Source organism: Butyricimonas synergistica DSM 23225 (assembly GCF_000379665.1).
Lineage (GTDB): Bacteria > Bacteroidota > Bacteroidia > Bacteroidales > Marinifilaceae > Butyricimonas > Butyricimonas synergistica.
The window spans coordinates 74,528-100,527 of record NZ_KB903370.1 but is presented as its reverse complement, the minus strand read 5'-3'; the positions used below and the strand labels follow the sequence as shown (position 1 = coordinate 100,527).

The window sequence follows — 26,000 nt, the reverse complement described above, 5'->3', positions numbered from 1 at the left end:
GGTATTGGTTTTAGTTGTTAACATTTTGTAGCTTCCCAGGAATTGATCTTCAATGCTTTCCGGGCGGGGTAGATCGCTGATATAATACCGGTAATGACCACGAGCGCGATGATCTCCAGGAAAGCCCGGGTTTCCAGTATCGGGTAAACCACCGAGCTAAACCCGAAGCGTTCGTAATTGGCATTGAGCATGAACCCGAGGTCTATGCCGTGTTCTCCCGTGTACCCGATGACCCACGACGCCAGCAAGATGCCTATCCCGCTGCCCACGACGGTCAGGCACAGCGTTTCAAACATCACCATCTTGAATATATTCCTTTTGTTCATCCCGATGCAGGCAAGCACGCCCAATTCTTTCGTGCGTTCCAGCACGGCCATAAGCATCGTGTTCACGATACCGAAAGAGAGCGCCACGAGGAATATGGATAAGATAATCACGTTGATCAGGTCTGTCCACGCGTGAATAAGCCTGAGAGCCGGTTGCAATTCGTTCCAGCCTTGCACATCCATGTCGGGAAGGGCTTTACCCAAGGCTTTCGTGATTTCCTTGCCGGTACTGACGTTGCTGGCGAGGATGGCTGCCTCGTGCGCCACGCCTTCCGGTAGCCCCGTGTAGGGAAGAATATCGCTTTTTCGCACGAATATAGTGGATTCGTCAAACATGCTGTTGTTTGTCTTGAAGATTCCTCCCACGCGGAATGCCACGCTTTGCATATCGCCGTTGACGTCCTGGAGCGAGAGCACCACTTTGGTCTTTAAGCGGGCGTTCAATTTCTTTGCCGTCCTTTGGCTGATCACGATGGGTAATTTATCCTTTTCCAGGAATGTACCGAGTGAATCGGGGATATACTGGTAGATCGTGGTGGTCGCCTTTTCTTCCTCCGGGTCGATAGCATGGACGAACGTCCCCACGGTGTTGGAGGCGGAAGCAAGTACCCCGTATAGTTTCAACCTGTAACTTACGCTATTCAAGTGGGTTACCGAGTCAACGACCGGGGCTATCCGATCCTCGAGGAAATAGGAATTGATATCGTAATTGTAACTGAAGTCAGGCGTGTGTATTTGCGTGTGCGATAGTTGGTTGCATATTTCCGTTTCGATCGTGGCACGTCCCCAGCCCGCGATGAACGCGACCGTGAAGGTCCCGGCAAAGAGCCCGATGGCAATTGCGCTAAGGATCAATATACTGCGGAATTTGTTGCGCCAGATGTTTTTCCATGACAGGCGCATCAGCATGAGTGTTATTTTCATGGGCGAATGGCTTTATTGACTTTGAGTTGAAGTATTTTACTGATGGGGTACGTGATCGTCAGGCACGTGATAAATAGAATGACCAGCGCCTGGTTGATGTAAATGTGCGCGCTGGTAGCCATGGGGATCACGGGTTCCATGCCGTACCCGAGCGCGATTTTTGCCAGTTCTCCCGTGAGTCGGATGGGGTAGTAGCTGAAATAGAACGTGATCGGGATGCTGACCGCTATTGCCAGGCAAGCCCCCAGAAGCGTCATGAAGAACAACTCCATGCACACGACGTTCGACAGTGTTTGCCGTTTCATGCCCAGGGCGACGACCACCCCGAACTCGTGCCTGCGTTCGTTCGTCATCATGATCACGGTTCCCAGGATTCCGAATCCCACGATCACGTACAGGATGAACATGATGATTTTGGAAAATACTTTATTCGCTCTTGATTGCGTCAGCAGGTTTTCCATGGATTCCTGCCAGCGCATCACGTCATACGGGGAGGCATCTATGGAGGTCAACACGGCGTCGCGTGCTTTTTCCAAGTTCTCGTCTTTGTCAATGGAAATGAGCATCCCGCTGTACCCGTCCTCCATGTTGATATACGAATGGGCGCTCGGGAGTGTCATGTATATAAAGCCTTTGTCCATTTCCGGGATAATGATAGACACGATGCCCCGGACGGGAAACAACCCGATGGCATTCGTGCCGTGGTAGCCTTGTCCCATGAGGGCAATCGTGTCGCCGACCTGCACTTGCAGGAACTCGCTCAACCCTTTGCCGAGCAGGACGCCGTCATCATCCTGTTTCAGGTAATTGCCCTTGACGATACGTTGGGATAGCGAAGATTTGTAGTCTTCCTGCACGGGGTCGATCCCCACGATGCCGACCCCTTTCGTGGTCTTGTCGGAGGAAGCCATGGCAAAAGTTTCCACCCTCGGCGATACGTTCGTGATGTGGGGCAGGGTACGCAATTTCTCGATCGTGGCCTCGTCCATCGTCATGTAATTGTCTATCGTTTTCTCCTCCCGGTATCCTTTCTGGTGAATTTCGATGTGTCCGACTTGGGTACGCAGGAGGTTGTCCATGAGCTTGTTCCAGCTCCCGTCGGATAGGGATATGGTTAATATGCTGAATAGTACGGCTGAAAACACGGAGGCAACCGTGATACAGGTTCTCCGGGAGTTGCGCCATATATTTCGCCAGGCGAGTTTTATCATGTTATCTAAGTTTTTTCATGTTTTGTTGGGAAAAGAAGTCGTCACTCATGGGTTTGTTGAAGTCGTTCTTGAGCACGGTCAGGACGGTCTTCTGGTTCGGCTTGTCTGCCGGGACCACTTCCAGCCGGGAAGGAATCTTCCGTCCCTGGTATTCCTTGATGTCGTAACCGTTATAAGTATTGATCAGAACACCATCTTCATCATAAAATTCCGATTTCACCTCGATAAAATCTTTTTTGGTAATCCACATGACGATCTTTCCCCACACCACTGCCGCCTCTTCCCTGGGAACGAGAGTCAGTTTGTAGCACTCGTCGCCCCTCACGTTTTCCGTTCCGTTCAGCTCGTGGGTGTAATCTTCCAGCTTGGACGAGTGTTTTGTCATATCATCGTTCGTGAAATCGCTTCCCATCCAGGATTGTCCCATGACGGAGGAGGACATTTTTACCATCCGGTCGATGCTCGGCATCCAGTTCCACAAGTCTTTATCCCTTTTCAGGAAAGCTTGTCCCTTGTCTTTTGCCGGCGAAGTGATCAGGATCAGGGAGTACTTTTCTCCTTTTGTCCAGTTCTTTACGCCTACAACCCGCGTCCACGTCGGGCGCACGATGGTCATGGTGACTTCCGAGTACAGGGTTTCCCCTTGTTTGTTACTGGTCACTTTTTCCAGAATTTGCTTTGCCGTGAGTTCTTGCGCGCTAAGGCTTCCGCCAAATAGCAAAACGCAACAGATAAAGATGAATCTTTTCGTCATGTTCCTGTTATTAGTTTAGTTATATTTTCTCTTTCTCGTTTATAACGAACGAATGGTTAAAATAGGGTACTTCAATTCTCTTTTTATTTTAAAGACCCTATTTACGACAGGAAAAAACGGAAAATGGGTGACAAAATTCAATTGAAAATTGAAAATGAAAAAAATGTTTGACTTCAAAATGATCCCTATAACAAACAATGTCTGAAAATAATGCACTATTTTTGCAAAAATAAAAAGCCAAGAATATGGAAAAACTTGATGTATTCAATTGCTCGAATGTGCTTATCGCGAGTTATTTTACCGATGACCGGAGATGCGCCCACGAAAATCGGGAACATACGCTTATTTATCTGTGTTCCGGAGAATTGGAAATCGAGGAACGTGGAAAGAAAACGGTTTTGCACCCGGGGGATTGCGCTTTCATGCGACGTGACAACAGGATGTGGTTACAGAAACACGTAAAGGATGAGGAACCCTATCGCTCTATCACGTTGAAATTTTCAAGGGCTTTTCTTCGGGAGTTTTACCAAACACTCAACCGTCAAGAGATTCCTGTTGATTCAAAGCGCGAAAAGGTGAGTCTGCGTGTGTTGCCGAACAACCGACCGGATATCCGCTCTCTGTTCGAGTCGGTTGTCCCTTATTTCGATGCCGGAGAGAAGCCTTCGGAGGATATTCTGAAATTGAAGATGATCGAGGGCGTCTATGTCTTACTCAACACGGACAGGAACCTTTATGCTTCGCTGTTCGATTTCGTCGAACCTTGGAAAATAGACATTCTTGATTACCTGAACGAGAACTATATGTGCGACTTGTCGATGGAGGAAATCGCAAGCTACACGGGGCGCAGCCTGGCCACGTTCAAACGGGATTTTGCTAAAGTGAGCAACCTGACACCTCAAAAATGGATCATCAAACGGCGCCTCGAAGCTGCTCATGACTTGATCAAATCGGGGAAAAAGAAGGTAACGGAAGCCTGCTTCGACGTAGGTTTCAAAAATTTGTCGCATTTCTCCAAAATATACAAGGAGGCATACGGGGCAGCTCCATCTTGGTAAAATGAACCTCCTGACAAAGAAATTTGAGCTTTGCAGCAAAGTCGCTGCAAGGCTCGTTTCGTATCTTTGCATTTGAGAATCGAATGCCGATCTCCATAAAAGCAGAATTAAAATCAAACGGTATGAAAACAAAAGTAACTTCATGGGTTTTATTATTAACTTTAATATTTCCAATCATGGCAAGATCACAAGTAAAAATCAAGCAAACAGCCGGACGTGACGCGCTCGGCGAGTTCGCTCCCGAGTTCGCGCATCTCAATGACGACATCCTTTTCGGGGAGGTCTGGAGCCGCAACGACCTGCTTTCGCTCCGTGACCGTTCCATCGTAACGGTGGTCGCCCTCATGTCGCAGGGATTGACCGACTCTTCGTTCAAGTATCACCTTGAATCGGCGAAGAAAAACGGAGTAAGCAAAACCGAAATGGCCGAAATCCTCACCCATGCCGCCTTCTATGCAGGCTGGCCCAAGGCATGGGCAGCTTTTCGTATGGCAAAAGAAGTTTGGACCGAAAATGCCGATAGTACTGCAGTCGGTTCGCTTGAAGCATATGCACAAACCATCATTTTTCCAGTCGGCAAGCCGAATGATGCCTATGCCAAGTATTTTATCGGACAAAGCTATGTTGCGCCCGTGGTGACGGCTGGCGTTCCTGTCGTAAATGTCACTTTTGAGCCGGGTTGCCGCAACAACTGGCATGTACACCACGCCACAAAAGGCGGCGGACAGACGCTCGTGTGCGTGGGTGGCCGCGGTTATTATCAGGAATGGGGAAAAAAGGCGGTCGAATTGCGGCCCGGTGATGCTATCCATATTCCGGCGGGCGTGAAACACTGGCACGGGGCGGCTCCCGGCAGTTGGTTTTCCCACCTTGCCATTGAGGTCCCCGGCGAGAATAACAGCAACGAATGGCTTGAGCCTGTAAGTGATAAAGAGTATTCAAAATTAAAATGAGATGAAACACGTAATATTGATACTTATGAGCCTTATCAGTTTCAGCGGCGCGGCAAATGCGCAGAAACAAGTCACGGACACCAGTGCGTCATCGGACAAAAAAATCCTTGTCGCCTATTTTTCCTGCACCGGAACAACTGAAAAAGTAGCGGATGCCATTGCCAAAGCAACCGGCGGCAAACTTTACCGGATAACTCCCGCTAAAGCCTACACATCAGCCGACCTCGATTGGAACAACAAGAAAAGCCGAAGTTCGGTTGAAATGAATACCGAGAATTCACGACCGGAATTGGGCGGTGAATCTGTTGCCCCGAAAGATTATGACGTGATATTCGTGGGGTATCCGATTTGGTGGGATTTGTGTCCGCGTCCGGTCAATACGTTCCTCGAAAAATACGACTTCTCCGGTAAAACTGTCATTCCGTTCGCCACTTCCGGCGGAAGTTCGATAACGGGCAGTGTCAAACAGCTCAAGAAACTCTACCCGAAAATCGTGTGGAAAGAGGGCAGACTGCTTAATGGAGGTGTAAAGCAAGCCGGAGAATGGGCAAAACAGGCAAGCAAGTAAGTTTATGGAAGAATTTATCTCCAATAATCACGATTTGGAAAATAGGTGGGTAATTACCTGCAAGCCTATACATATCTGTAGACGGGCGTGGATCGGAGCCGGTGCGACCATTCTTCCGGGTGTTACCGTCGGTGAGAATGCAGTGGTCGGGGCCGGCAGTGTCGTGACGCGCGATGTAGAGCCTGACACTATTGTTGCCGGGAATCCCGCCAAAGTGATCAGGCATATAAAAAACGGCATGTGATTTTAACGAAGTGAACTTCCCGCCAAAGTGTTTTGAGCCTCGCAGCAAAGACGTTGCGAGGCTCTCTTTTTAACTTTGTAGCAGAACATTAAAACATGAAGATTTATGGAAACCATGAAAGAAGATAATAAAATGAACATCAGCCGCCGTGGATCGTGCCGATTCCCGGAACGACGAAACTGTCGCATTTGGAAGAGAATCTGCGCACGCTTGAATTTTCCTTCTCTCCGGAAGAGTGGAGAGAACTGGAAGATACGGTGGTTGCCATTCCGGTTGTGGGAGATCGTTACAACGCCGAACAGCAAAAACAGGTCGGACACTAAAATCGGTAAAAATGGTAGCTCAATCCGTAATCTGTCTAATGACGAATCGGTTAAACGGAGCTACCTTTGTTCCAGATTATTATAAAACAGTAAAATATGAATCCTTACATTATCAGTCACATGATGACATCCGTCGATGGCCGCATCGACTGCCCGATGGTCGGGCAACTGAGTGCGGACGAATACTATATCGCGTTGGAGAAACTCGGTTCTTGCTCGAAACTTTCCGGGCGAGTGACTACCGCTTTGGAATGTACGGCTGTCAAAGAGGAATCTTCCCGAATGGAGGGAACCCCGATAGGCAGGACTTCCATTTATGTTGCCCGAAAATCGGATGAATACACCATTGTAGTGGATACGCGAGGGAAACTGCGCTGGCAGGCGAATGAGGCTGACGGGCATCCGTTACTCTGCATCGTCAGTGAAGAAGTATCCGAAGCGTATCTGGAAACACTTCGGCAACAAGGTATTTCTTGGATTGCGGTCGGAAAAGGACGAATTGATCTGCCTAAAGCTATGGAAGCTCTGTCCGAGCATTTCGGGGTTAAACGCCTTGCAATCGTCGGGGGCGGGCATATCTGCGGCGGATTTCTGGAGGCTGGACTGATCGACGAGGTCAGTATCATGGTAGCCCCCGGCATTGACGGGCGCAAAGGGCAGACGGCCGTTTTCGACGGTATAGCCGACACGGGATGCAACCCGTTCCGTCTGAAACTGGAAAGCGTGGAGCGGTGGCCGACGGATATAGTCTGGCTGCGCTATAAGATGAAATAATATGAATCCAAGCAGATTATGAAGATACAAGCATTTGCTATCATGACGTTGCTGGCTTTTACGAGTTGCAGCGTGAGTAATAAGGAAAAGAAGATAAAATCAACAGATATGGAAACATTGGAATTAACGCGGGAGTGGGACAAGACATTCCCGCAAAGTGACAAAGTGGAACATACAAAAATCACGTTCCATAATCGCTACGGCATCACGCTTGCCGCAGACATGTACAAGCCGAAAAACGTGCAAGGTACTTTGCCCGCTATCGCCGTAAGCGGTCCTTACGGGGCTGTCAAAGAGCAGGTGTCGGGACGTTACGCCCAGGCTCTTGCCGAGCGGGGATTCCTGACCATTGCTTTCGATCCCTCGTTTTATGGCGAGAGCGGCGGCATGCCCCGCAACTTGACCTCACCTGAAATCAGTACTGACGATTTCAGCGCGGCGGTCGATTACCTGACCACCCGTGAGGATGTCGATTCGGAGCGTATCGGTATCCTCGGCATCTGCGGCTGGGGCGGGTTCGCCCTTAATGCAGCGGCCAACGACCCGCGTATCAAAGCGACCGTTACTTCCACCATGTATGACATGAGCCGTGTGAATGCCAACGGTTATTTCGATACCATGTCGGCGGACGACCGTTACAAGCTGCGCGAACGGCTCAATGCCCAGCGTACCGAAGATTACCGTAACGGTAGTTACGAACGCGACGGTGGCGTGGTAGATCCTGTTCCAGAAGATGCCCCGCTCTTCGTCCGTCAGTACCATGACTATTACAAAACGGAGCGAGGCTACCACCGCCGTTCCCCAAACTCTAATGAGGGAATTACGAAGACCAGCGTGTTATCATTCATCAATATGCCTCTACTCACCTATATCGGCGAGATCCGTAGTGCCGTGCTGATGATACACGGCGCTGAAGCTCATTCTCGCTATTTCAGCGAGGATGCCTACAAGCGGCTGACGGGCGATAACAAGGAACTGCTGATTATTCCGGGAGCTAACCATGTCGATTTGTACGACAATCTTGAAGTGATTCCTTTCGATAAAATAGATACGTTCTTCAAAAAAGTCCTGAAAGAAAAATAAGAACCGGACTCCAGAACAAAGCAAATTGAGCCTCGCGGCAAATATGTTGCGGGGCTTTGCTTTTCCCTTTGTGTCAGTTGAATAACTAAATAGAAACTGATATTGTATCACAAATAATGATAACTTTTTTCATACTTATTTAATATATAGTGAGTACTTTAGGAATAATGTATTTAGGATCTACTTTTACTACATATCCTTTTTTCATCATTGTATTAAGATCTTTCATCCCTCCAGCAAAATCCCCGCCTTGAAATCTTACATTAGCTGTATATTGATATGCGATCGTTTCGGTCATTACTCTATTTATTACTCCAATTGTATAATAATGAAATGCAGGGGCTTGTCCCATAAAATTATAAGTGGACAATAGAGTATCACACATTTGTTGAGTATAATACAAATCTTTATCCGAATCATTCCTAATTCGAAGGATTTCATGACGCCCTTCCTTATTTTTAGGTCTACAACTAAATGCTCCTAGTAATACCAATAATAACACGATAATCTGTTTCATTCAGACTTGATTATGTCGTATGTAATGTTTTTTTAGAGAAAAAGTTGACAAATGTTTTCTTCTCCGATCTTTTTTCTTCGTGGGTAATTCAAAGATAATAGGAAGACAATATTTCACTTCAACAGGTTTTCCCCTTTGCAATGCAGGCTTGTCAAATTTTATCAAACGAGCAATTCTTAAAGCTTCATCATCTATGTCTTGACGAACTCCCCTAATAATTTTATGGTTGATTGTAAAACCTAATGTATCAACAATACATTCTACATCAACCCGACCTTCAAGTGAATCTCTCAATGCTTTAGGAGGATAATTCATTTGCTTTTTTATAAATTTACACAAATCTTTTTTTGTAGATGGCATATCATCATAAACAAATATAAGATAATCCTCGTAGTCAGTACTATCTCTACTAATACTATCATTGGATACTGGAACAATTGAATCCAGTCCTAACTTTGGACTAATAAATGAGGTATTGGTATAACCATACTTCACTATATTCATATCATTTATCTGTTTGCTATAAAATATTATAAACAAAAGACTTATCATGTTTGTATATCTTACCATCTTCTTGGAATTTTATATATATTATTAATAATTTTTCTCCACAATGTATTCTCTTTAATAAATTCATTCCATGTAAATAACCTGTCCCACGAAATCATGAGCAAAGGAGAAAAACAAATTCCCTCCTTGCTCAATTCAAAAATCATTTTTCAGTATAACATATACTAAGTCATAAGTTCAACAATCACATCTTTATCACTTATTTTGATTTAAATAAAGACTATCAAGTATTCTTAAACGATCTTGATGATATCCAGATATATATCTATTTCCAAATAACACTGAATCAAGAAAAATATACTGACTACAACGATAATTCTCATTACTCAAATATTCATGTCCTGTTTTCTTGGCACGGATATTACCATTTTTCTGTCTTTCTATCGAATCATTAAATTGTAAATCATATTTTTTTATTCTTGAGATATTATACTTGTCAGATAATTTTCGTTTATAATGAATTTTATACATTGTTTCGTTTATTACTCCTGCACTATCAACAGACATAAAAACAATCGATAAATCCGTTGGAGTTTTTGTAGGAATGTAACGAATAAACATTTCTTTTTCATTTGCCTTCATTCCTAACAATTCCCAAATACTAAAACTAATTAATAATATAATTGCTTTCATTTTATTTTTGTATTAAATGATATGAAAATAAATCTGGTCGAAAGCCATTTGTGTAGGCTAAAGTTGAAGCATACCTTTATTTGAATCATTTTTGATCTGAAGAATTTTATGTTTTTAAATAAATACTTACAAGTTCTTGTTGTACTTGTAATATAGATAATCAAGATATTTTAAACGTTCAACATTGTTCATTTTAAAAAAGTTTAGACCTGTATTCTTTTGTTTTTTTAAGGAGCTTAATAATTCGATATCTTTCTCCTTATAAAAAATGCAACCATATTTGCTTGTATATGTATTGTTATCAATACGTTTATTATTTGAAAAACTTAAAATCTCGGATTCTTTTGATATTTTTGTTATAAAACAACGATCTTTTTTAGATTTGAAAAAGATCGTATAAGTTATTTTGTTTATATGTAAAGTATCTTTTGCAATCTCGAAAGATATAGTCCAACAATTATGACAATGTTTTACAATTGGATATTGGATAAAAATTTCCAATTGATTAGATGCTCTATTTTGCCTATTCAATAAGTATTGAATGTCAGAAAGTCTAAAACGAACAGGTACGATCAAAGGAACTATAATTGTTTTTTCTTTTTGCATTGCGGGTTTTTTGAAATGTATTAATTTCGCAACCCTTAATGCTTCTTGATCCAATTCTGGGTTTATACCCCGTGTTATAGAATGATTAAATGTTTGCCCTAATGTATCAATATACAAACTGACATATACAACCCCTTCTAAAGAATCAGCTAAAGCTTGTGGAGGATATATTAATTCTTTATTTATAAATCCTTCTATATCTCCGTCAAACACAGGAGAAGTACTTATATAAGTAATAAGATCATCACTAAACTTAGTTGTATCCGCAACTTCAATCTTACAATTGAACTTATGTATTGCTTGGACATTCAAAATTATGAAAAACATAACACTTAATAATATACTTTTCTTTACCATCTTCTTGGAATTTTATTTATATTGTTTATAATTTTTCTCCACCACTTGTAAGGATTTGTTAGATTCTCCATTCACTTGGTATCAATTAAGCGTTTGTTTGTTCTAAATAATTTATTGTATTCATTATATACAAAACCTTTACAAGAGTTTGGCAACCTATCTTTATTTTTTCATGCTCCCAAAAACGAACAACGATCCGAATATTCATTTATCTCAAATATAAATGAATTGGAAGGGATTCCAAATGTCCAGTCACTAAATTTCGAGGTCTGATAACATTTTTATGCTGTATTCGACACACGTATTGTAACATTAAATCATTCATCCCTGTTCTAAAATATGAAGATCGAAGATTAATTATGTAGGTATCTTGAAAAATTTCATTCGGTTTCAATGAAACCATAAGAGACAATTTTTTTACATCACAATTAATTTCATATAAGTTATTACTAAAACTTGTATCTAATCTTGTAAAAGCTAATAATCCCATTTTTGGATAAAAGCTTATTACTGTGTCGCACTTATTCTTAAAATATACGATTAATTTTATATTCTCCTTTGATATAGCAGAATCAGGAACAAATTTCCCTGACAGCTCTAAGCAATCTGTGATATTTAATCTATGTTCTTCATTTAAATCTCTACATTTTGATGCTGAAAACAACATCAAAATAGTTAGTATTATCACCATCTTCTTGGTAATCTGTATACAAAATGACTCCATCTTTTTACAAATTCATCAGGTTTAAAACTTTTCGAAACTCCTACATATATATTATTGATAATTCTTTTATGAAATATACTTAGTGATTTAGTAAGATACATCTTTCGAATTATCTATGAAAAAATCGTCACCCATTGGTACATGTTCATTGGGGGTATAAGGAACAAAATCATTTGTAATTCTTGGAAGTCTATTTACTCCTAGAATTTTATAGTCTTTAATTTGTAATACTTCATTTAATAATCCGTATTGTCCTAGTACATACCAATAGATAAGTATGTATTTATAGTTTTCGTCACTTTTTGTATCTAATATTATCCACCCTTTCGGTGGATAATATTTTATATATTCATAGCCTAATTTTTCTAGGATTGTATCTCTAATTTGTTTTTCATGATATACAATTTTCAAAATTGTATCTGGTAAATAGTCTACTAGATAAAAACTTGTATCAATAAATCTGTTTTTTATACTATCTCCTCTTATTTCTGCAATGCTTAATTTAAAATCAAGTTTTTGTTTTTTTTGAAATAATGGAGTTTTTATATTTGAATTTGATAGAGTATCTTTATCCATATTTTTTTGAATGCTATTAGAAAAATATAGGAATAATACACCTAGAATTATAATACAAATAATGATAACTTTTTTCATACTTATTCTGAATTCTATCTTTTTATATTCCTTCAGTGATTTCTGTACTGGGATCTTTGGCGTAAGCTTTCGCAATTTGGTTAATAATATTATTACCTTTATGGAAACGGGATATTTTGTCCCGTTTCCAAGATTCACTTACTTTCACTTTCTATATTGTTTCACCTACTAATATTACATTTATGGTACAGTAACTGTCCAGTCTAATGAATCCAGTTGTTCCAAAGTATAACTTCGTCTGTAGAGTACCATATTATATTTTCTAATTGTATCATACGGAATTTCCAATAATTCAGCATCAACAAAAAAGAATATCATAAATGGACAAAAACGAAAATCATGTTCAAATCCTCCAAGTTCATATTCCTTTTTTTGGCTTTTACTTTTTATAAATGCAGGGGCTTGTCCCATAAAATTATAAATTGGTAGCAATGTATCACAAGTTCCCCGATCATAAAATAAATCTTTATCCGAATCATTCCTAATTCGAAGGATTTCATGACGCCCTTCTTTATTACTAGGGCGTCTACAACTAAGAATACTTATAAAAATAAGTAATAATACAACTAACTGTTTCATAATATCATATTTTTTATCTTCTAATTCCAGTTGATACATTAAGTGCTCGATTAAGGTTTACAACAGACCAATCAATATTTTCATAAGAATTGTAATGCGTATTCCCGATAGTATACACGCCTAAAGGAGTGGTAAATAAAGCGAAATAATCTCCAAAACTTGCTTTTTTCATCACAGAGTTAAGCATACTACTAAATTCATCTGTGAATTTTCGTGTAGAAGCATTCTCGTATATATTTGACATATCCCACAGGTAGGGATTATCACCAATTTGATTTTTTTCAAATTTCCAATCAAGCACACCTCTTTTATTAAAATACTTAATCGCCCGTGCATTTGCATCTTGCTCGACACGAAATAATTTATGATCGTTACCTTTAGCCACGCTCAATCCACTTGGAATTGCAAAAGCAGACAAATAAGCAGGTCCATACTTTTTACTTTGTAAATAGTGACCAAACTCATGCTGGAATAAATAATTCGAGGGATCTGCTTTAAGGTTGGGATTTCCTGCTATATAGTTACCAAGTGTAACCGTATTTTTCATTGCGGGAGTACTAATTGTTGTTGCTCCCCCGTAATAATCAATCTTGGTATCAGAAGTATAATTCAAGTAATTTGCATAGCCATACCCAACTAACGTCTGAGGCAATTGCCACGTGAAACGAGAAACAACTTCCCATGCTGATTGAAAGAAATTCTGGTCTCCTCCTGATCTGAATAATCCCAATGTGATTTTAGCTTCATTTCTAGCAGCTTCGAAACCTTCTTTAAATGGATTTTTACCTTTGAAGAGTCCTCTGAACCAACCAGATAAATACCCAAAAATGAATTCTCCATCAGGATCAACCAATGCAATCGGATTATTTGCGCAATACCCGTAAGGACTAGCTAATTGCGATGCTGGATCCTGGCAAAACCATCTGCTCAATAGAGGATCGTAAAACCTGGAACCGAAATCATACATTCCCAACATCTCGTTGCCGAAAGTCACGTTTTGTATTTCTTTCCCGCTAAACAAGTATTTGTTTTTATCCAGGTTGTTGTTCGCGAAAGCCAAGCCAAACGGGTAATATTCTGTCGTCTGTATAGGCACAAGCGTGTTGCCACTCGCTTCCAAAACAACCCTCGTACTACCAAGATGGTCTGTCAAAAAATAATCATACACGTAACCACTGCTTACTTTGCGTGTTACTCCTGCCGGATGCAATATATAATCCAAAGCATTTCCATTATACACCATTACCCCACGATAATAAGTCAAAGAACTCCCCGATGATGTTGCCACCTNTTGTGCTAACTTCTCACCTCTAGCACTGTAAATGTACGAAATTTTTGTTTGTCCTTTACTTATTTCTGACGGTAAATCCAAATCATTGTAAGTTATCGTGATGCCCCTGTACCCATCGGTTGTCATATTACCATTTTTATCATATATGTAAGTTTTAGAGAACGTGTTATTAAGCGCAATTTGGCTAATAATATTTATTACCTTTATGGAAACGGGACAAAATATCCCGTTTCCAAGGTTTTGTAATGAATACTTTTAATCTTCTCCACGATGTATTCTCTTTAATGGGACCCGCTCCATGGTAAAAGGAGTCCAATAGATATTTTATTATTATTTATACAGCCAAAAAGCACTTCTCCATCCTAAAAAAATTGTTGCTTTTTTCTTATTTATATCATATATTGAAATTTGCCTCTTTCTGTTGTAATACAACACATAATTACCGTCATTAGAATAATCAAATAATGTTCCCATTGTATTATTTACCAAATATGTTTTATTACCACTAGGAATGTCTATTTCTACAAGTTTATCTCCTAAAAGAACCGCATATTGAAATAACAAAGTTTTCCGTTTTAGAGAAAATGTAGGCGTTCTGCTTGTGAAACCAGAACCTGTAATCCTAATTTCATTTTTTTTACTCCACAATAACCGATCATTTTCAAAACAACTTATTATCCCCTTTCTCATGTCTAAAACAATTGTGTAGTTACCGCATTTATATCTGATTTTCTTGTCAAATGTATCTTTCCACAAAGCGATTAAATTAGACTCTTCGGTAACAACTCGTTTAAATACATCCAGTTGTTTATCTATTCCTACTTTTCTATTTTCTACGATCCCCTTTTTTTCCAAGTAGAGGACTAACGAATCAAGATCCCAACGATAACCGACCAGGTTATAGCCATAAGACTTTGTTAATTCAATATCAATATTACTATGAACACATTGATTTTTCAAATATGCTGATGCATAATCCAATAGTCTTACACTTCCCCTATCTTCAACAATCATATATGACTGAGCACTAGAAAAAGTGGCATTACCCAATAAAAACATTAAAATCCAACAATACTTCATATTCTTATTTCATTAAATGACCGCCTAAAAAAGTATAATCTCTTATTCGCATCTGTAAATCTAATAACCATGGCATTCTTAAAATAGGTAAATTAAAAACCCCTCCTGCCAAAAGAGCCCTGGACGCAGCTATTGTACAATGCATACCTTTTATCGGGAATAATGTTGCAAAACGATAAAATTGATCATTCCCAGGTAAGGATTGAACATATGATCTATATCCTGATAAATTAACATGCCTTACAGAAACACTTCTAAACAATTTTGATTTCACACTACTATAATCAGTAACGGGATTCAATTTCCTTGGTGCGAAAGGCAATCTCTCTCTAAGAGTTGCATCTTCAGGGAAATAACGTTTTCCTTCCTTTGTCATAGCTCCCCATGAAAATAATGTATTGTTCTCATAATCAAATGTCTGAGAATGACTGTCCGTCTGTAATTCTAGCATACTTGTGGAATTATAAGCCCCTTTTATAACAGCCCATGTATCTGTCATATTTGTAAAAGCCCCTAATGCATATCCCAAATTCTGTAACCATTTGTTCCCTTTTTTTCCTAAATAATTAAATCCAGAACCAAAATCAAGAGAGGCAGCCCCAAAACTTATACCAGGTGCCATCTCTCCCCCTGTCATTACAGACATTCCGAATGAATTTGTAAAAGAACTTGCCATAACACTACTAGTATTAGCCATAAAACCACCCTGTGCTGCTATAGTTCCCCCGAGGGCACCTGAAATTCCTCCTATAGCAGCTCCTCCAAACATATATCCCCAAGTTTTTCCGGATTGCCAATCCCATTTACCAGGATTCATCTGTCCATCATTAGCCAATGTCCCTCCGGTCCAAGCTCCCAATGCCGCCCCAATCCCAAAAGCTAACCAAGCAAACTCTCCATCAGGATCAACCAATGCAATCGGATTATTTGCACAATACCCGTAAGGACTAACTAACTGCGATGCTGGATCCTGGCAAAACCATCTGCTCAATAGAGGATCGTAAAACCTGGAACCGAAATCATACATTCCCAACATCTCGTTGCCGAAAGTCACGTTTTGTATTTCTTTCCCGCTAAACAAGTACTTGTTTTTATCCAGGTTGTTGTTCGCGAAAGCCAAACCAAACGGATAATATTCTGTCGTCTGTATAGGTACAAGCGTGTTGCCACTCGCTTCGAGGACAACCCTGGTACTACCAAGATGGTCTGTCAAAAAATAATCATACACGTAACCACTACTTACTTTGCGTGTTACTCCTGCCGGATGCAATATATAATCCAAAGCATTTCCATTATACACCATTACCCCACGATAATAAGTCAAAGAACTCCCCGATGATGTTGCCACCTTTTGTGCTAACTTCTCACCTCTAGCACTGTAAATGTACGAAATTTTTGTTTGTCCTTTACTTATTTCTGATGGTAAATCCAAATCATTGTAAGTTATCGTGATGCCCCTGTACCCATCGGTTGTCATATTACCATTTTTATCATACACGTAAGTCCCCGAGGACGTGTTATTAAGGGTGATTTGGCTAATGGCGTTCCCGTTATTTGTAGTGCCGTAAGTATAGTTTATCGCATGCAAGACAGAACCGTTGCTATTATTACGACGGATACTCTTCATGTTTCCGTTCAGGTCATACGTGAGTCCGCTAACATTGTATTTCCCGGGCGTATTTGACCAACTAGACCCGCTCTTCTCTTTGTAAGAAGCTGATTCCAACTGTCCCAACGGGTCATAAGAATACACGTATGCTTTCTCCGTTCCATTCCCGTTTTTCCAGGTCATGGCGTTTATATTCCCGTCATAGCGAGCCGAAGCCCCGCTCACGTTTACCTGATCGTAATTCAACGTGTAACTGAAAGCCGGCGAGGATACACTTGTTACGCTACCGTTCACGTTATACTCGTGTGATTGAATTTCCTTGCCGTTATGCAGTTTGCAGGAAGATACACGTCCCAATTCATCGTAAACATTCTCTACCAGAGTAACGCGACCATTCGTGTTATCTCCCGTGATCTGTTGTTCTATCTTCAATACACGACCTCGTTGGTCATACGTGAAATACTTGTTGTACTCGGCTACGGAAGAACCGATGGTTTGCTTCACCTTTACCCGTGTAACCTGTCCCACGAAGTCGTGTGCGTTTGAGGTAATTTCTGTTCCGGAAGGGTAAAGTTGAGAAACGCTTTGAATCGAACGATACTTTTTGTCATAATACTCGGCAGACACCAGCCATTGGTTGGTGGTTATCCCAAGTACTTTGTTTTTTGTACCTGTCACTAATCCCAGAACATCGTTACTTCTGGTTGCACCTATGGCATCTGCCGACGAGTAAGCCACTGCGGTTTGTCCCGACCAGTTGTAATCATCATAGTAAGTAATAATGTAACAATCGTTCGTTGAAACGGATGTCGGGTACGTTTGATTCGTGTACCCGTGTAACACGGTTCCCCGTTGCTCTCCAAAAACGGTCTGGGATTGTAATCCTGCCTTATGTCCCGGTTCTGTTCCCGTGCAAACGCCGGATATAACAGGTCTGTCAAGTTCATCGTATTTGGTAAAACTCCATTTCCCGTTTTCTCTTTGTTTCTCGTCTTGGACAAACACTAACCGTCCCCTCTTGTCATAGAGATTAAGCACGTACCCGGCTCCTGGCTTATATTGTTTGTACACTCGACCGTATTCGTCGTATTCCGTGTAATAGCAATATTTTGATAATTCTGATAACGATTTAGTTCCACTCGTGAACAGGGAATCTTGTAAAGGAGGGATCACGTAACGCAATCGTCCCTGCATATCCCGAATCTCATGGGTGAAAAGACGTTTGCCACTTGTTAGCCTCGATTCTTTAGCAACTAAATTACCTTGGACGTCGCTATACTCTAACATCACATCACCTTGCGTCCCGGTTACTTCCTTCACGGAAAGGCTTTCCGCGGGCCAACATTCTGTATCAAGCCTCACGGAAGTCCCTTCCAAAACGTAATGTTTCACGTTATCAGAGGCTGTATTTTTCCTGTATGAAAAACGTGTTGTGTGTCCCCCGTCAAGACGCCAAGAATACCCGGGGGCACTTTGTTCAACCACTCTGTCGTTTGGTCCGTTATTGAATCTCCTGCTTGTGTAAGCAACCGGATTGTTTCCATAAAGACTTGTGAAGAAAGTGTTCTGTTCTGCCACTGCTTGTGGACGATAATTACCATTTCCGTTTATCACGTAGGGTAAATAACTAACTGCTTCTCGTCCGATACCATCCCGAATTATCAGATTTACAATATCCTTTCCTCCCGGGGACGCTCCAACGCTTACTTGTTGTACCGGACGAGCATTTCCATCGTAATATGTAATATCACTTACCATAGAACCATCCCCGGTCTTAACCTCTTCTTTCACGTGAGGCGGATTAATATTTATGTCCCGAACAAGCACCGAACCGTTCATATCAAATGTTTGCCCGTCACATTCCGCTTTAATCGTATAATTGCCAGGAATCGTTACATTACCAAATGTAATGATTTTTCCTGTTCCCATTTTAGGTTCTGATACTTTGTTCTCATCTCTATATAGATGATATTTTACACGTTGTGAACCATCTAAATAAATAGACGTTTTTTGTCCTAAAATCAAATTCCCATTACCATAGACATTAAAAATTGCGATATTACCTCCTGCTACTTGGTTGACCTTTAACTCATTTTGAGCTCCTAAATATAAATCACTTTTTCTTTCTATTTGTGATATATTGGGACTCCCTATAATATGAAGTATCCCTTTATTTTTATTTACATCTGTAGATAAATATAGCTTATGTTCATTATTCCAACCATTTACTTTTCTATTATTACAAGCTTTGACGATTTCTCTTAAATCTTCCCAACTAGATTCATAATTTCGAAGTAAAATAAATGGAATACTTGCAATGCCTCCATTAGAAGGAATTGATATCATTTTATTTTCTAATGATATATTGTTGTCTATGACTAAGAAATAATCAAATTGCGCTGTTCCGTTCATTTTTTTCTCTAATCCATCTTTTTCCGCTCGTATAAAATAATTTCCGATAAAATACCCTGTAAAAGTTAGTTTTTCTCCTGTGCCTGCACGAGATTCAATCTTTGTATCTTCTTTATACAAGTTGTATTTTATTCCAATTTCAGAACCATCCAAAATAATGCTATGTTCCATATTAGGAATAGTTTTACCTCCACCAATAATATTATACAATTGAATATTATTCGCTTGTGGCATTTGTGTAATAACGATCGAACTATTGTTATACGTTGAAAGAATAATAAATCTTCTTGTTTGTCCTGTATTATTTTCTTGTATATTGAGTGTAATTTCAGAATCATTCAATAAATTAAATGTCAGCCAATTGTATTTCGTGTCTTTTAGGAAATCTGTTATTATACGTACTAATTGTTCCCTTGTCAATGAATTCTTTAATTCATATTTGAATGTAACATTTCCATTTTCTCCCATCAGTGTTTTTCGAGGATTTTCTTCCATTCGAAAATCAATATTAGGAATTGCTAATTGTGCAAAAATGTAATTAACACACACTAATAACACTGTTAATATTATAATCTTTTTCATATCATTGCAAATTATATAATACAATACAATCAATGCTATTTTACAATTTTGTATTAATCCATAGCATACTGGTAATTTTTCAACACCTGACGATCATTATCCATGATTTTCACAATCCTTCCAAAACCATCATATTCATAATAAGTGGTAAAACCGTTCTCATCCATATCAGAAATCTTCCCGATCCCGGGTTTGTAGGTCATCGTTGTCATTCTTGCCATTGTGGGATGTATTCGTATTTCGTCTATATAATTAGTTCCATCACCGATAGAATAAGATGGAGAACTGGCGTTGACTGTTATTGAAATGACAACCTTATTCCAATTCACTCCTTGATCCGAACTCTTCCAATAACTCAAAACGTATTGACCGGGGTCCAAATTATTTAGAGGAATATTGAATGTACCTTTAAAAACCTTTTCTCCGGTTTTTGCTTTATTACAAACAAGAGCTCCTTCTACATCCTCAAAACTAGTATGGTATATTTGTTTCACGGTTGCATTAACGACAGTCGCTATGGGTACCGTATTGTTATACCCGTAAATAACTGATTCGGGCTTTGAATATAAACCGGATCGATGTTGTGTCGGGGCACACGCTACAAGACTGTACACTTCATTTACCGAAACAATTTCATAGTTCGGATCACATACCATAGCACCCGATAAGCGTGTATATGAAGTATAAGTTGATTGTGGTTCTGATATTTTTAAACGCCTCGTGTATTTCGGCCAAACAAAAGTTAAAGCTCCCTCGTACTCGTTCAATTCTCCTGAGACCACAAGATTATTCTTGTACGTGATCGTTTCGATGGGATAATTAATCATGTGCCTGTAATTCATCCAGCCTATACCCTGGTTTATCGCATCCCCGCTAGTCGTCGTTGTAGGATAATTAAACGGATATGTTATAGTTGTTCTGATTGTTGTGCTAGGACGGGTTTGACTTTGGGTGATTTCCACGGGGACAAGGTAATCCTCGTTGTATTTGTATTGAGTCGTTGTGTATATAACATCTGAACCTTTGGAATATATCGTTTTTAAAAATACAGGCTCTGATTGCCACACGTATTCGCATAAATGTTTCGTTTTTATGATTTTTTTGCTCGTCACGAATCTTGAGGTATAAGTTTGATATCCTTTGACTTCTCCTTTTAAATTATTGCCGAAAGAATAATAATAATTCACCTCGTTCATTAAATTATGATCTTTATCATACGATCTTTGTTTCGTCATTAATCCTCTGCGCCAAAAGCGAGAAGAATTTATAAACACAGCGAAATTATTATCTTGAACATACGAAGAACTAGGAGGGATATAATATACTTTCGAGGGCACATCTGCAGCGGAAGCGTTGGACGTATAATCGTACACGGCTCTTGAATCATTTGGATTTTCAACGATTACAGTAGAATAACAGACCGGACTTCCATTCATATCAAATATATCACAAACCATTTGAGATTCTAACAAATAAGTGTACGTTCCACCACCGCCTTGAATCCACGTGCAATAACTTCCCCCGGAAAAAATAGTCCCGCTTGACTCGTTTGTCATTGTGCCCTGTGCATTACATTTTTTATAATAGTACTTGGTAATCAAAGAATCTTTTGATGTCGAAACTTCTTTTATCGATTTTATTCTCAAACCTCCGATAGTTACAAGAGAACTACCCACAACCGCATCATTCAACTCGTAATCATACTCCGTGTATCCGCCTAAATTATTATATACTCGTTTTAATGCTCCCGCTTTCGTGTAATAAAGAACAGGGTTCCTCTTCGCCCCGGGAATTGCGGCATGAATTGACGGTAAATAATTAATGTCGGGTCTGTTCGTTTGATTGCCTGCTCCATTATAATACCCCCAATGATCATAATCTTTACTATTTCTAGAACCGAGAGAAGACGATTCGTAAGTGAATTTGGAAACAAATCTATTACCAACAGAAGTGTTATCATATATTTCCGATAACATTAATCTATCATTGGAAGATGATGCATTATAATACGAAAAATTTGAAGACTTTATAAATGAACCATTATTTGCAAAATATTTTATAGAATTCAATCTCCTAGTATTTCTTATATCAGCACGTTCTTTAGATGACAGAAACTCTAAATGTCCCCCTTTCCATGAAATATTTTTCAAATATTGTGGTTTTATTTTTGTCACGATTTCTATAGATTCTTTAATCTCGCTTGAAATGGTTGGATTGCTTGGATTTGTACAAGATACTTCAACCGAATATTTCTCATTATAATTAGAAAATTCATAGGCATCGCCTTCTTCATAAGTAAAAGTAATTTTTTCATACATTACTCCTGTAATACTCTCTAAGTGCCACGTTGAAACGTAGGATGGTCTAGATTCTCTTTCTCCATCAAAAATAATTGTCGTTGTTGTTTCCTCTTTGGTGTCCTGACCGAATTTGTAAATGATGCCGTTTGCATCTGTAATGTTAAAATAACTCTTGTCTACCCATTCTATTTTTATATTCGAGTAGGGAATCGTATGAGCGTTTCCCTCTGGGTCCATGACAAACATACCTGCGGCTCCTGGAAATTCATAAAAGAACACGTCCGGTTCCGAATCAAAATCACCGTTTTGCCGTGAATCATAAGCTTTGTCTGTCCAGGATGATAAGACTGCCGCGGCAGCCCCGTCCGGGGAAGAAGTTTTACAGAATCCCGTTTCATCAGGTCTTTTCTTGACGATGCGGGTTACTTTGCCTCCGGCTGACAAATTCCAACCGAGTCCCACCCACGTGGCAATATCATGAAGTTTGATTCCGGAAGTCTGGTAACTTAAATAAACAGGTAAATTTAACCCTCCTTCTTGAATCGAGAATAGAGGGACTTGAACATTAACAACTCCCGTATTCAAATTGACGGGATTCATTACACCGCGAACCAGTAAAGATGATTCGGGTGATGGGAAGGTAAAATTCATATCTTGCCCAAAGGATTGGGATGTTCCAAACATGATAACAAGTAACACCCCGACAAAAAACTTTTTGCACGCCATTTTTTTCATGATTAATTCTTTAGATTATTAAAATACTCTTGGTAATTAAAGACTCTTAAATGCAGTCTTTTTTACAGGAGAAACATCAGTTGATGTCGAGCCTCTCTGTTTTTTGTTTTAAAAATCAAAGAAGTCCAATTAAATAACGTAACATACTTAGGGTGAAAGAAAATAGCCGCTAACTTTAATAAGTTCGGCAAAGAAAACGCCGCAAAAGATCCGTTTTTTAGATCACGCCGTCCTCGTCTTTGTAATTTTTGAATTGTTTCCATTGCAACTAGAATTTAATGAATAAATACAATTCCTCAAAAAATACCAACTTCTCGGCTGATCTTTATAAATTCCCACCACTTTACCTCTTTCTACATATAAAGACAGTGGGATAAATATATACTAAAAATTTCAGACAAATTGTATCACATTTGTAGTAATTTGTCTTAATATTTTCTTAAAATTTCAACTATGTGGTGTCTATTTTTTCTCTTGATTTTAACATTTGGACTATCTGTTTTTGGTAATATGCTAAAATACATGTGTTTGTGTGTGATGTGTTGCATGTTCGTTCAGTTTTGTTCATGTCCGTTTCTAAGGGTAATTCGTGATGTGCCTCCCGCCTTAAATCCGGAAATGTTTACTTCTCGAGTAAGCGTTGCCGTCGGACGAGCCGAAGAAACAGTACACGTGCAGGTCTTCCTTGCCCATGGTCGGGGGAATCGTGAAGGTTCCCGTTCCCTCGGCACGGGTGCCGGTCGTGTTGTCTGCCCATCGAATGCTGAAATAACGGGGTACGTTTTCCGTGTACACGAGTACCATGAGTTGGTCATCTGCCGCTCCGGTCGTGTTTTCGTTTTCCGGGATCCAGCTTATTTTGTAGGTCGATTCCCCCGTGTGCTCTATCGTCATCCCTGAGGGATTTAACAGGGAGCCTTCCGACAGGACAAGTTCGTCGTGGTCGCGCACCTCCCCGTTTTTGTCGAATATGCCTTTGTTCACGTGCGAGAAGTAATTGTTTGCTGTTTTCCCGTATTCCTTTCCTGCTAGTTTCCAAATAGGTAGTTGCAACACGCGCTTCACGTAAGAATAAGTCATGCTCATCAAGGAAAAGTTGTTCATGCAAGTTTTTTGTCCTTCTGAGCTTTTTTTGCGTTTACCGGGGGACTTACGCAGGATGGTTTTACCCATTCGCGTGTAAGCGAACAAATTGTTGCCTATTTTGCCCTCGATGTTTCCCAGGTTACTTTCGATAATGGCCATGATATTTGTTTTTATTGTTAATACAGGCTGGTTTCTCTAGGTCATCTCCCAGCTTTCTCTAGGTGCAAGATAGTAATTATTTTATTTAAATCCTATTGTTATTCTATTTAAATAGTATGACAATAGAATAACAGTAGAATAATAATAGGGTAGCGATTAGGGAAATGTACTAGAATACTGGAAGAAGACTCGGATTGGGCGGCTCGCCTTGCCGGGTAAAAGAATCGAGGCAGCCTAAATCCTTTTAGGCTGCCTCGATGAGTCCGATGAACGTGCCGTTTACTTCTTGTACCCGATGGGTTGGGTGTAGATCACGAGATTGTTCTGGGGCAGACCGATCACTTTGGCAAGCGTCTCCCTGTCCACGGAGCCGATCGTCACGGTTGCCATGTTCTTGGCGGCGCACACGAGATACACGCTTTGAGCCATGTACCCGGCATGGTGGTGCGAGTAGGTCTTTTTCTGTTCAGGGTTGGAAATACGCCCTTCTTTGTTGTGGTCGGCAACGTAAATAAAGCACACGGGAGCAACTGTCATGAAGGGTTGCGGACCGCATTTCTCGCGGTGATCGCCTTTTTTCACGAGTTCCAGCTCGTGTTTCTCCGCGTTGTAACGGTAGATGCCGTCGGCGGTGGCGACGTAAAGCACCATTTCTTGCCAGTTCGTGGCGGTGGGGACGGTGCGTTTGCCGCTTTCCGGGCGATTGATGCCGTTTGCCGCCCAGACCAGATCGGAAAGGTCTTGCGGGGATAATTTTTTCGTGTCGAAATCACGTGAAGTTTGCCGTTCGTTCAAACATTCCATGAGTGATTTCCCTCCCGTCTTCCGGGGGGCGGGTAACTTGATGTTTTGAGCGTTCACGGTGCTTCCCATGAATGTAAGCACTAGCATGGTAATAATTATTTTCATTAGTTTACTACGTTAGTTGGTGTACCGTTAAAGAAGTTCAGGATGTTATCGACGGCTTCCTGCCCGGTGGCGATACGCGTGTCGATAGTGCCCGTGGCGTTGTGCGGGACGAGGATCACGTTGTCCAACCCGTAGAGCATTTCCGTCACGTGTGGTTCGTCTTCGAAAACGTCCAGGGCTGCCCCGGCTATCGTTTTATTTTGCAAGCAAGCGGCTAATTCTTTCTCGTTGATGACGGCTCCCCGGGCGGTGTTCACGAGGATAGCGGTCGGTTTCATCAGCTCGATTTCCCGTTTCCCGATCATGTGGCGGGTTTCGTCCGTCAGCGGGGTGTGGATGGAGATGAAGTCTGATCTTTTCAACAAGGTGTCGAGGTCTACTTTCTCGTATCCTTCCACGGTACTCCGGCGGTTGTAATAGATCACCTTCATGCGGAAAGCCTCTGCCAGTTTTGCCACGGTCTTCCCGATGCTGCCCATGCCGATGATACCGAGGGTGCGTCCTTCCAGCGTGAAGCCGAGGTTTTTCATCACGCCCCACATGCTTTCTTTTTCTACCCGGATGCGTTTGTCACACTCGGTGATGCGGCGGGCGGCACTCAACATGAGTCCCATTGCCATTTCCGCGGTCGGAAAGCACACGGCTTTCGGGGTGTTGCACACGGCAACGCCTTTTGAACGGGCGAATTTGGTGTCGATGTTGTTGTAGCCCACGCCGAAGTTGCTGATTAATTTCAAGTTTTTGCCCGCCTCGATGACCGTGTTGTCGATGGGACGGGTGAAAATCCCGAGGATGACGTCATAGTCGGGTACCAGTTTGATTAACTCTTCAGTGGTGAAGTATTCACCTTCGGGCATCGTTACGGTATGCTCTTTTCCTAGTTTCGCGAATGATTCGCGGGGAATGTTGTAAGTAACAAGTATTTTCATATTTTTGATTTAAGATTTAAGATTCTGTTGATTCCTTGATTTATGACAGA

General features: G+C 40.7%; 21 protein-coding genes and 2 pseudogenes. 7 read left to right on the top strand and 16 right to left on the bottom strand.

Annotated elements, in window-relative coordinates; all coding sequences use genetic code 11:
• Window positions 1-17: 17 nt before the first annotated feature.
• The 3 genes from A3CY_RS0116785 to A3CY_RS0116775 are packed head-to-tail and all read right to left on the bottom strand — an operon-like array spanning window position 18 to window position 3,215.
• On the bottom strand, window positions 18-1,250 hold the full coding sequence (locus tag A3CY_RS0116785) for an ABC transporter permease (protein ID WP_040371990.1): 1,233 nt from the start codon (window positions 1,248-1,250) through the stop codon (window positions 18-20).
• Window positions 1,247-2,461 (bottom strand): ABC transporter permease, encoded by a 1,215-nt coding sequence (locus tag A3CY_RS0116780; RefSeq protein WP_018339102.1) that lies wholly within the window; start codon window positions 2,459-2,461, stop codon window positions 1,247-1,249. Before A3CY_RS0116780 ends, A3CY_RS0116785 begins: the two co-directional genes overlap by 4 nt.
• A 1-nt stretch (window position 2,462) precedes the next feature.
• Complete coding sequence (locus A3CY_RS0116775) at window positions 2,463-3,215, bottom strand: outer membrane lipoprotein-sorting protein (protein WP_018339101.1); 753 nt, start codon at window positions 3,213-3,215, stop codon at window positions 2,463-2,465.
• Window positions 3,216-3,460: 245 nt separating this feature from the next.
• On the opposite strand from A3CY_RS0116775, the gene A3CY_RS0116770 reads away from it, so the two are divergent.
• The 7 genes and pseudogenes from A3CY_RS0116770 to A3CY_RS23200 all read left to right on the top strand — a co-directional run bounded on the left by A3CY_RS0116770 (window position 3,461) and on the right by A3CY_RS23200 (window position 8,218).
• On the top strand, window positions 3,461-4,273 hold the full coding sequence (locus A3CY_RS0116770; RefSeq protein ID WP_018339100.1) for an AraC family transcriptional regulator: 813 nt from the start codon (window positions 3,461-3,463) through the stop codon (window positions 4,271-4,273).
• 122 nt (window positions 4,274-4,395) lie between these two features.
• Complete coding sequence (locus tag A3CY_RS0116765) at window positions 4,396-5,226, top strand: carboxymuconolactone decarboxylase family protein (protein WP_081619495.1); 831 nt, start codon at window positions 4,396-4,398, stop codon at window positions 5,224-5,226.
• A 1-nt stretch (window position 5,227) separates the two neighbouring features.
• Entirely contained in the window at window positions 5,228-5,794 is a 567-nt protein-coding gene (locus A3CY_RS0116760) for a flavodoxin (protein ID WP_026207792.1), read from the top strand.
• A 16-nt stretch (window positions 5,795-5,810) separates the two neighbouring features.
• A pseudogene (locus A3CY_RS21475) lies at window positions 5,811-6,038 on the top strand (DapH/DapD/GlmU-related protein); the annotation flags it as partial.
• Between the two features lie 146 nt (window positions 6,039-6,184).
• Window positions 6,185-6,361, top strand: a pseudogene (locus A3CY_RS22575) (aldo/keto reductase); the annotation flags it as partial.
• A 96-nt stretch (window positions 6,362-6,457) separates the two neighbouring features.
• Window positions 6,458-7,135: a RibD family protein gene (locus A3CY_RS23205; RefSeq protein ID WP_018339095.1), complete on the top strand. Its 678-nt coding sequence runs from the start codon at window positions 6,458-6,460 to the stop codon at window positions 7,133-7,135.
• 18 nt (window positions 7,136-7,153) lie between these two features.
• A complete protein-coding gene (locus A3CY_RS23200) occupies window positions 7,154-8,218 on the top strand; it encodes an alpha/beta hydrolase (RefSeq protein ID WP_018339094.1) in 1,065 nt (354 codons plus the stop codon).
• 139 nt (window positions 8,219-8,357) lie between these two features.
• On the opposite strand, the gene A3CY_RS0116735 is transcribed toward A3CY_RS23200, so the two are convergent.
• The 13 genes from A3CY_RS0116735 to A3CY_RS0116670 all read right to left on the bottom strand — a co-directional run bounded on the left by A3CY_RS0116735 (window position 8,358) and on the right by A3CY_RS0116670 (window position 25,950).
• Window positions 8,358-8,735, bottom strand: a complete 378-nt coding sequence (locus A3CY_RS0116735; RefSeq protein WP_018339093.1) for a hypothetical protein — start codon at window positions 8,733-8,735, stop codon at window positions 8,358-8,360.
• Entirely contained in the window at window positions 8,736-9,239 is a 504-nt protein-coding gene (locus A3CY_RS0116730) for an energy transducer TonB (RefSeq protein ID WP_169503696.1), read from the bottom strand. It lies immediately after the preceding gene.
• Window positions 9,240-9,500: 261 nt separating this feature from the next.
• Window positions 9,501-9,938: a hypothetical protein gene (locus tag A3CY_RS0116725; RefSeq protein WP_018339090.1), complete on the bottom strand. Its 438-nt coding sequence runs from the start codon at window positions 9,936-9,938 to the stop codon at window positions 9,501-9,503.
• A gap of 126 nt (window positions 9,939-10,064) precedes the next feature.
• A complete protein-coding gene (locus tag A3CY_RS0116720; protein WP_018339089.1) occupies window positions 10,065-10,901 on the bottom strand; it encodes an energy transducer TonB in 837 nt (278 codons plus the stop codon).
• An 811-nt stretch (window positions 10,902-11,712) separates the two neighbouring features.
• Complete coding sequence (locus tag A3CY_RS0116710) at window positions 11,713-12,279, bottom strand: hypothetical protein (RefSeq protein ID WP_155828437.1); 567 nt, start codon at window positions 12,277-12,279, stop codon at window positions 11,713-11,715.
• Window positions 12,280-12,459: 180 nt separating this feature from the next.
• Entirely contained in the window at window positions 12,460-12,858 is a 399-nt protein-coding gene (locus A3CY_RS0116705; protein ID WP_018339086.1) for a hypothetical protein, read from the bottom strand.
• Window positions 12,859-12,871: 13 nt separating this feature from the next.
• The gene (locus A3CY_RS23375) at window positions 12,872-14,101 is read right to left on the bottom strand and encodes an RHS repeat domain-containing protein (RefSeq protein ID WP_449374808.1); all 1,230 of its coding nucleotides are present in this window, start codon (window positions 14,099-14,101) and stop codon (window positions 12,872-12,874) included.
• Window positions 14,102-14,479: 378 nt separating this feature from the next.
• Window positions 14,480-15,229 carry a hypothetical protein gene (locus A3CY_RS0116695; protein ID WP_018339084.1) on the bottom strand — a complete coding sequence of 250 codons (750 nt, stop codon included), beginning with the start codon at window positions 15,227-15,229 and terminating at the stop codon, window positions 14,480-14,482.
• A gap of 4 nt (window positions 15,230-15,233) precedes the next feature.
• Window positions 15,234-18,767 carry a DUF6443 domain-containing protein gene (locus A3CY_RS0116690; RefSeq protein WP_169503694.1) on the bottom strand — a complete coding sequence of 1,178 codons (3,534 nt, stop codon included), beginning with the start codon at window positions 18,765-18,767 and terminating at the stop codon, window positions 15,234-15,236.
• A 1,118-nt stretch (window positions 18,768-19,885) separates the two neighbouring features.
• Window positions 19,886-22,867, bottom strand: coding sequence for a hypothetical protein (locus A3CY_RS0116685; protein ID WP_026207789.1), 2,982 nt, complete (start codon window positions 22,865-22,867; stop codon window positions 19,886-19,888).
• A gap of 606 nt (window positions 22,868-23,473) precedes the next feature.
• Window positions 23,474-24,112, bottom strand: a complete 639-nt coding sequence (locus A3CY_RS0116680; RefSeq protein WP_018339080.1) for a DUF6266 family protein — start codon at window positions 24,110-24,112, stop codon at window positions 23,474-23,476.
• Window positions 24,113-24,391: 279 nt separating this feature from the next.
• Entirely contained in the window at window positions 24,392-25,021 is a 630-nt protein-coding gene (locus A3CY_RS0116675; RefSeq protein ID WP_026207788.1) for a SagB/ThcOx family dehydrogenase, read from the bottom strand.
• Window positions 25,021-25,950, bottom strand: a complete 930-nt coding sequence (locus A3CY_RS0116670; protein ID WP_018339078.1) for an NAD(P)-dependent oxidoreductase — start codon at window positions 25,948-25,950, stop codon at window positions 25,021-25,023. Before A3CY_RS0116670 ends, A3CY_RS0116675 begins: the two co-directional genes overlap by 1 nt.
• Window positions 25,951-26,000: the final 50 nt, after the last annotated feature.

Bases quoted from the DNA above. Each gene is read 5' to 3' on its own strand.
- A3CY_RS0116780 (WP_018339102.1), bottom strand. From the start codon at position 2,461: ATGATAAAACTCGCCTGGCGAAATATATGGCGCAACTCCCGGAGAACC.
- A3CY_RS23205 (WP_018339095.1), top strand. From the start codon at position 6,458: ATGAATCCTTACATTATCAGTCACATGATGACATCCGTCGATGGCCGC.
- A3CY_RS23375 (WP_449374808.1), bottom strand. From the start codon at position 14,101: ATGGTGTATAATGGAAATGCTTTGGATTATATATTGCATCCGGCAGGA.
- A3CY_RS0116690 (WP_169503694.1), bottom strand. From the start codon at position 18,767: ATGGGAACAGGAAAAATCATTACATTTGGTAATGTAACGATTCCTGGC.
- A3CY_RS0116765 (WP_081619495.1), top strand. From the start codon at position 4,396: ATGAAAACAAAAGTAACTTCATGGGTTTTATTATTAACTTTAATATTT.
- A3CY_RS0116760 (WP_026207792.1), top strand. From the start codon at position 5,228: ATGAAACACGTAATATTGATACTTATGAGCCTTATCAGTTTCAGCGGC.
- A3CY_RS0116705 (WP_018339086.1), bottom strand. From the start codon at position 12,858: ATGAAACAGTTAGTTGTATTATTACTTATTTTTATAAGTATTCTTAGT.
- A3CY_RS0116725 (WP_018339090.1), bottom strand. From the start codon at position 9,938: ATGAAAGCAATTATATTATTAATTAGTTTTAGTATTTGGGAATTGTTA.
- A3CY_RS0116730 (WP_169503696.1), bottom strand. From the start codon at position 9,239: ATGAATATAGTGAAGTATGGTTATACCAATACCTCATTTATTAGTCCA.
- A3CY_RS0116710 (WP_155828437.1), bottom strand. From the start codon at position 12,279: ATGAAAAAAGTTATCATTATTTGTATTATAATTCTAGGTGTATTATTC.
- A3CY_RS0116735 (WP_018339093.1), bottom strand. From the start codon at position 8,735: ATGAAACAGATTATCGTGTTATTATTGGTATTACTAGGAGCATTTAGT.
- A3CY_RS0116785 (WP_040371990.1), bottom strand. From the start codon at position 1,250: ATGAAAATAACACTCATGCTGATGCGCCTGTCATGGAAAAACATCTGG.
- A3CY_RS0116695 (WP_018339084.1), bottom strand. From the start codon at position 15,229: ATGAAGTATTGTTGGATTTTAATGTTTTTATTGGGTAATGCCACTTTT.
- A3CY_RS0116670 (WP_018339078.1), bottom strand. From the start codon at position 25,950: ATGAAAATACTTGTTACTTACAACATTCCCCGCGAATCATTCGCGAAA.
- A3CY_RS0116770 (WP_018339100.1), top strand. From the start codon at position 3,461: ATGGAAAAACTTGATGTATTCAATTGCTCGAATGTGCTTATCGCGAGT.
- A3CY_RS23200 (WP_018339094.1), top strand. From the start codon at position 7,154: ATGAAGATACAAGCATTTGCTATCATGACGTTGCTGGCTTTTACGAGT.
- A3CY_RS0116675 (WP_026207788.1), bottom strand. From the start codon at position 25,021: ATGAAAATAATTATTACCATGCTAGTGCTTACATTCATGGGAAGCACC.
- A3CY_RS0116775 (WP_018339101.1), bottom strand. From the start codon at position 3,215: ATGACGAAAAGATTCATCTTTATCTGTTGCGTTTTGCTATTTGGCGGA.
- A3CY_RS0116685 (WP_026207789.1), bottom strand. From the start codon at position 22,867: ATGAAAAAAATGGCGTGCAAAAAGTTTTTTGTCGGGGTGTTACTTGTT.
- A3CY_RS0116720 (WP_018339089.1), bottom strand. From the start codon at position 10,901: ATGGTAAAGAAAAGTATATTATTAAGTGTTATGTTTTTCATAATTTTG.
- A3CY_RS0116680 (WP_018339080.1), bottom strand. From the start codon at position 24,112: ATGGCCATTATCGAAAGTAACCTGGGAAACATCGAGGGCAAAATAGGC.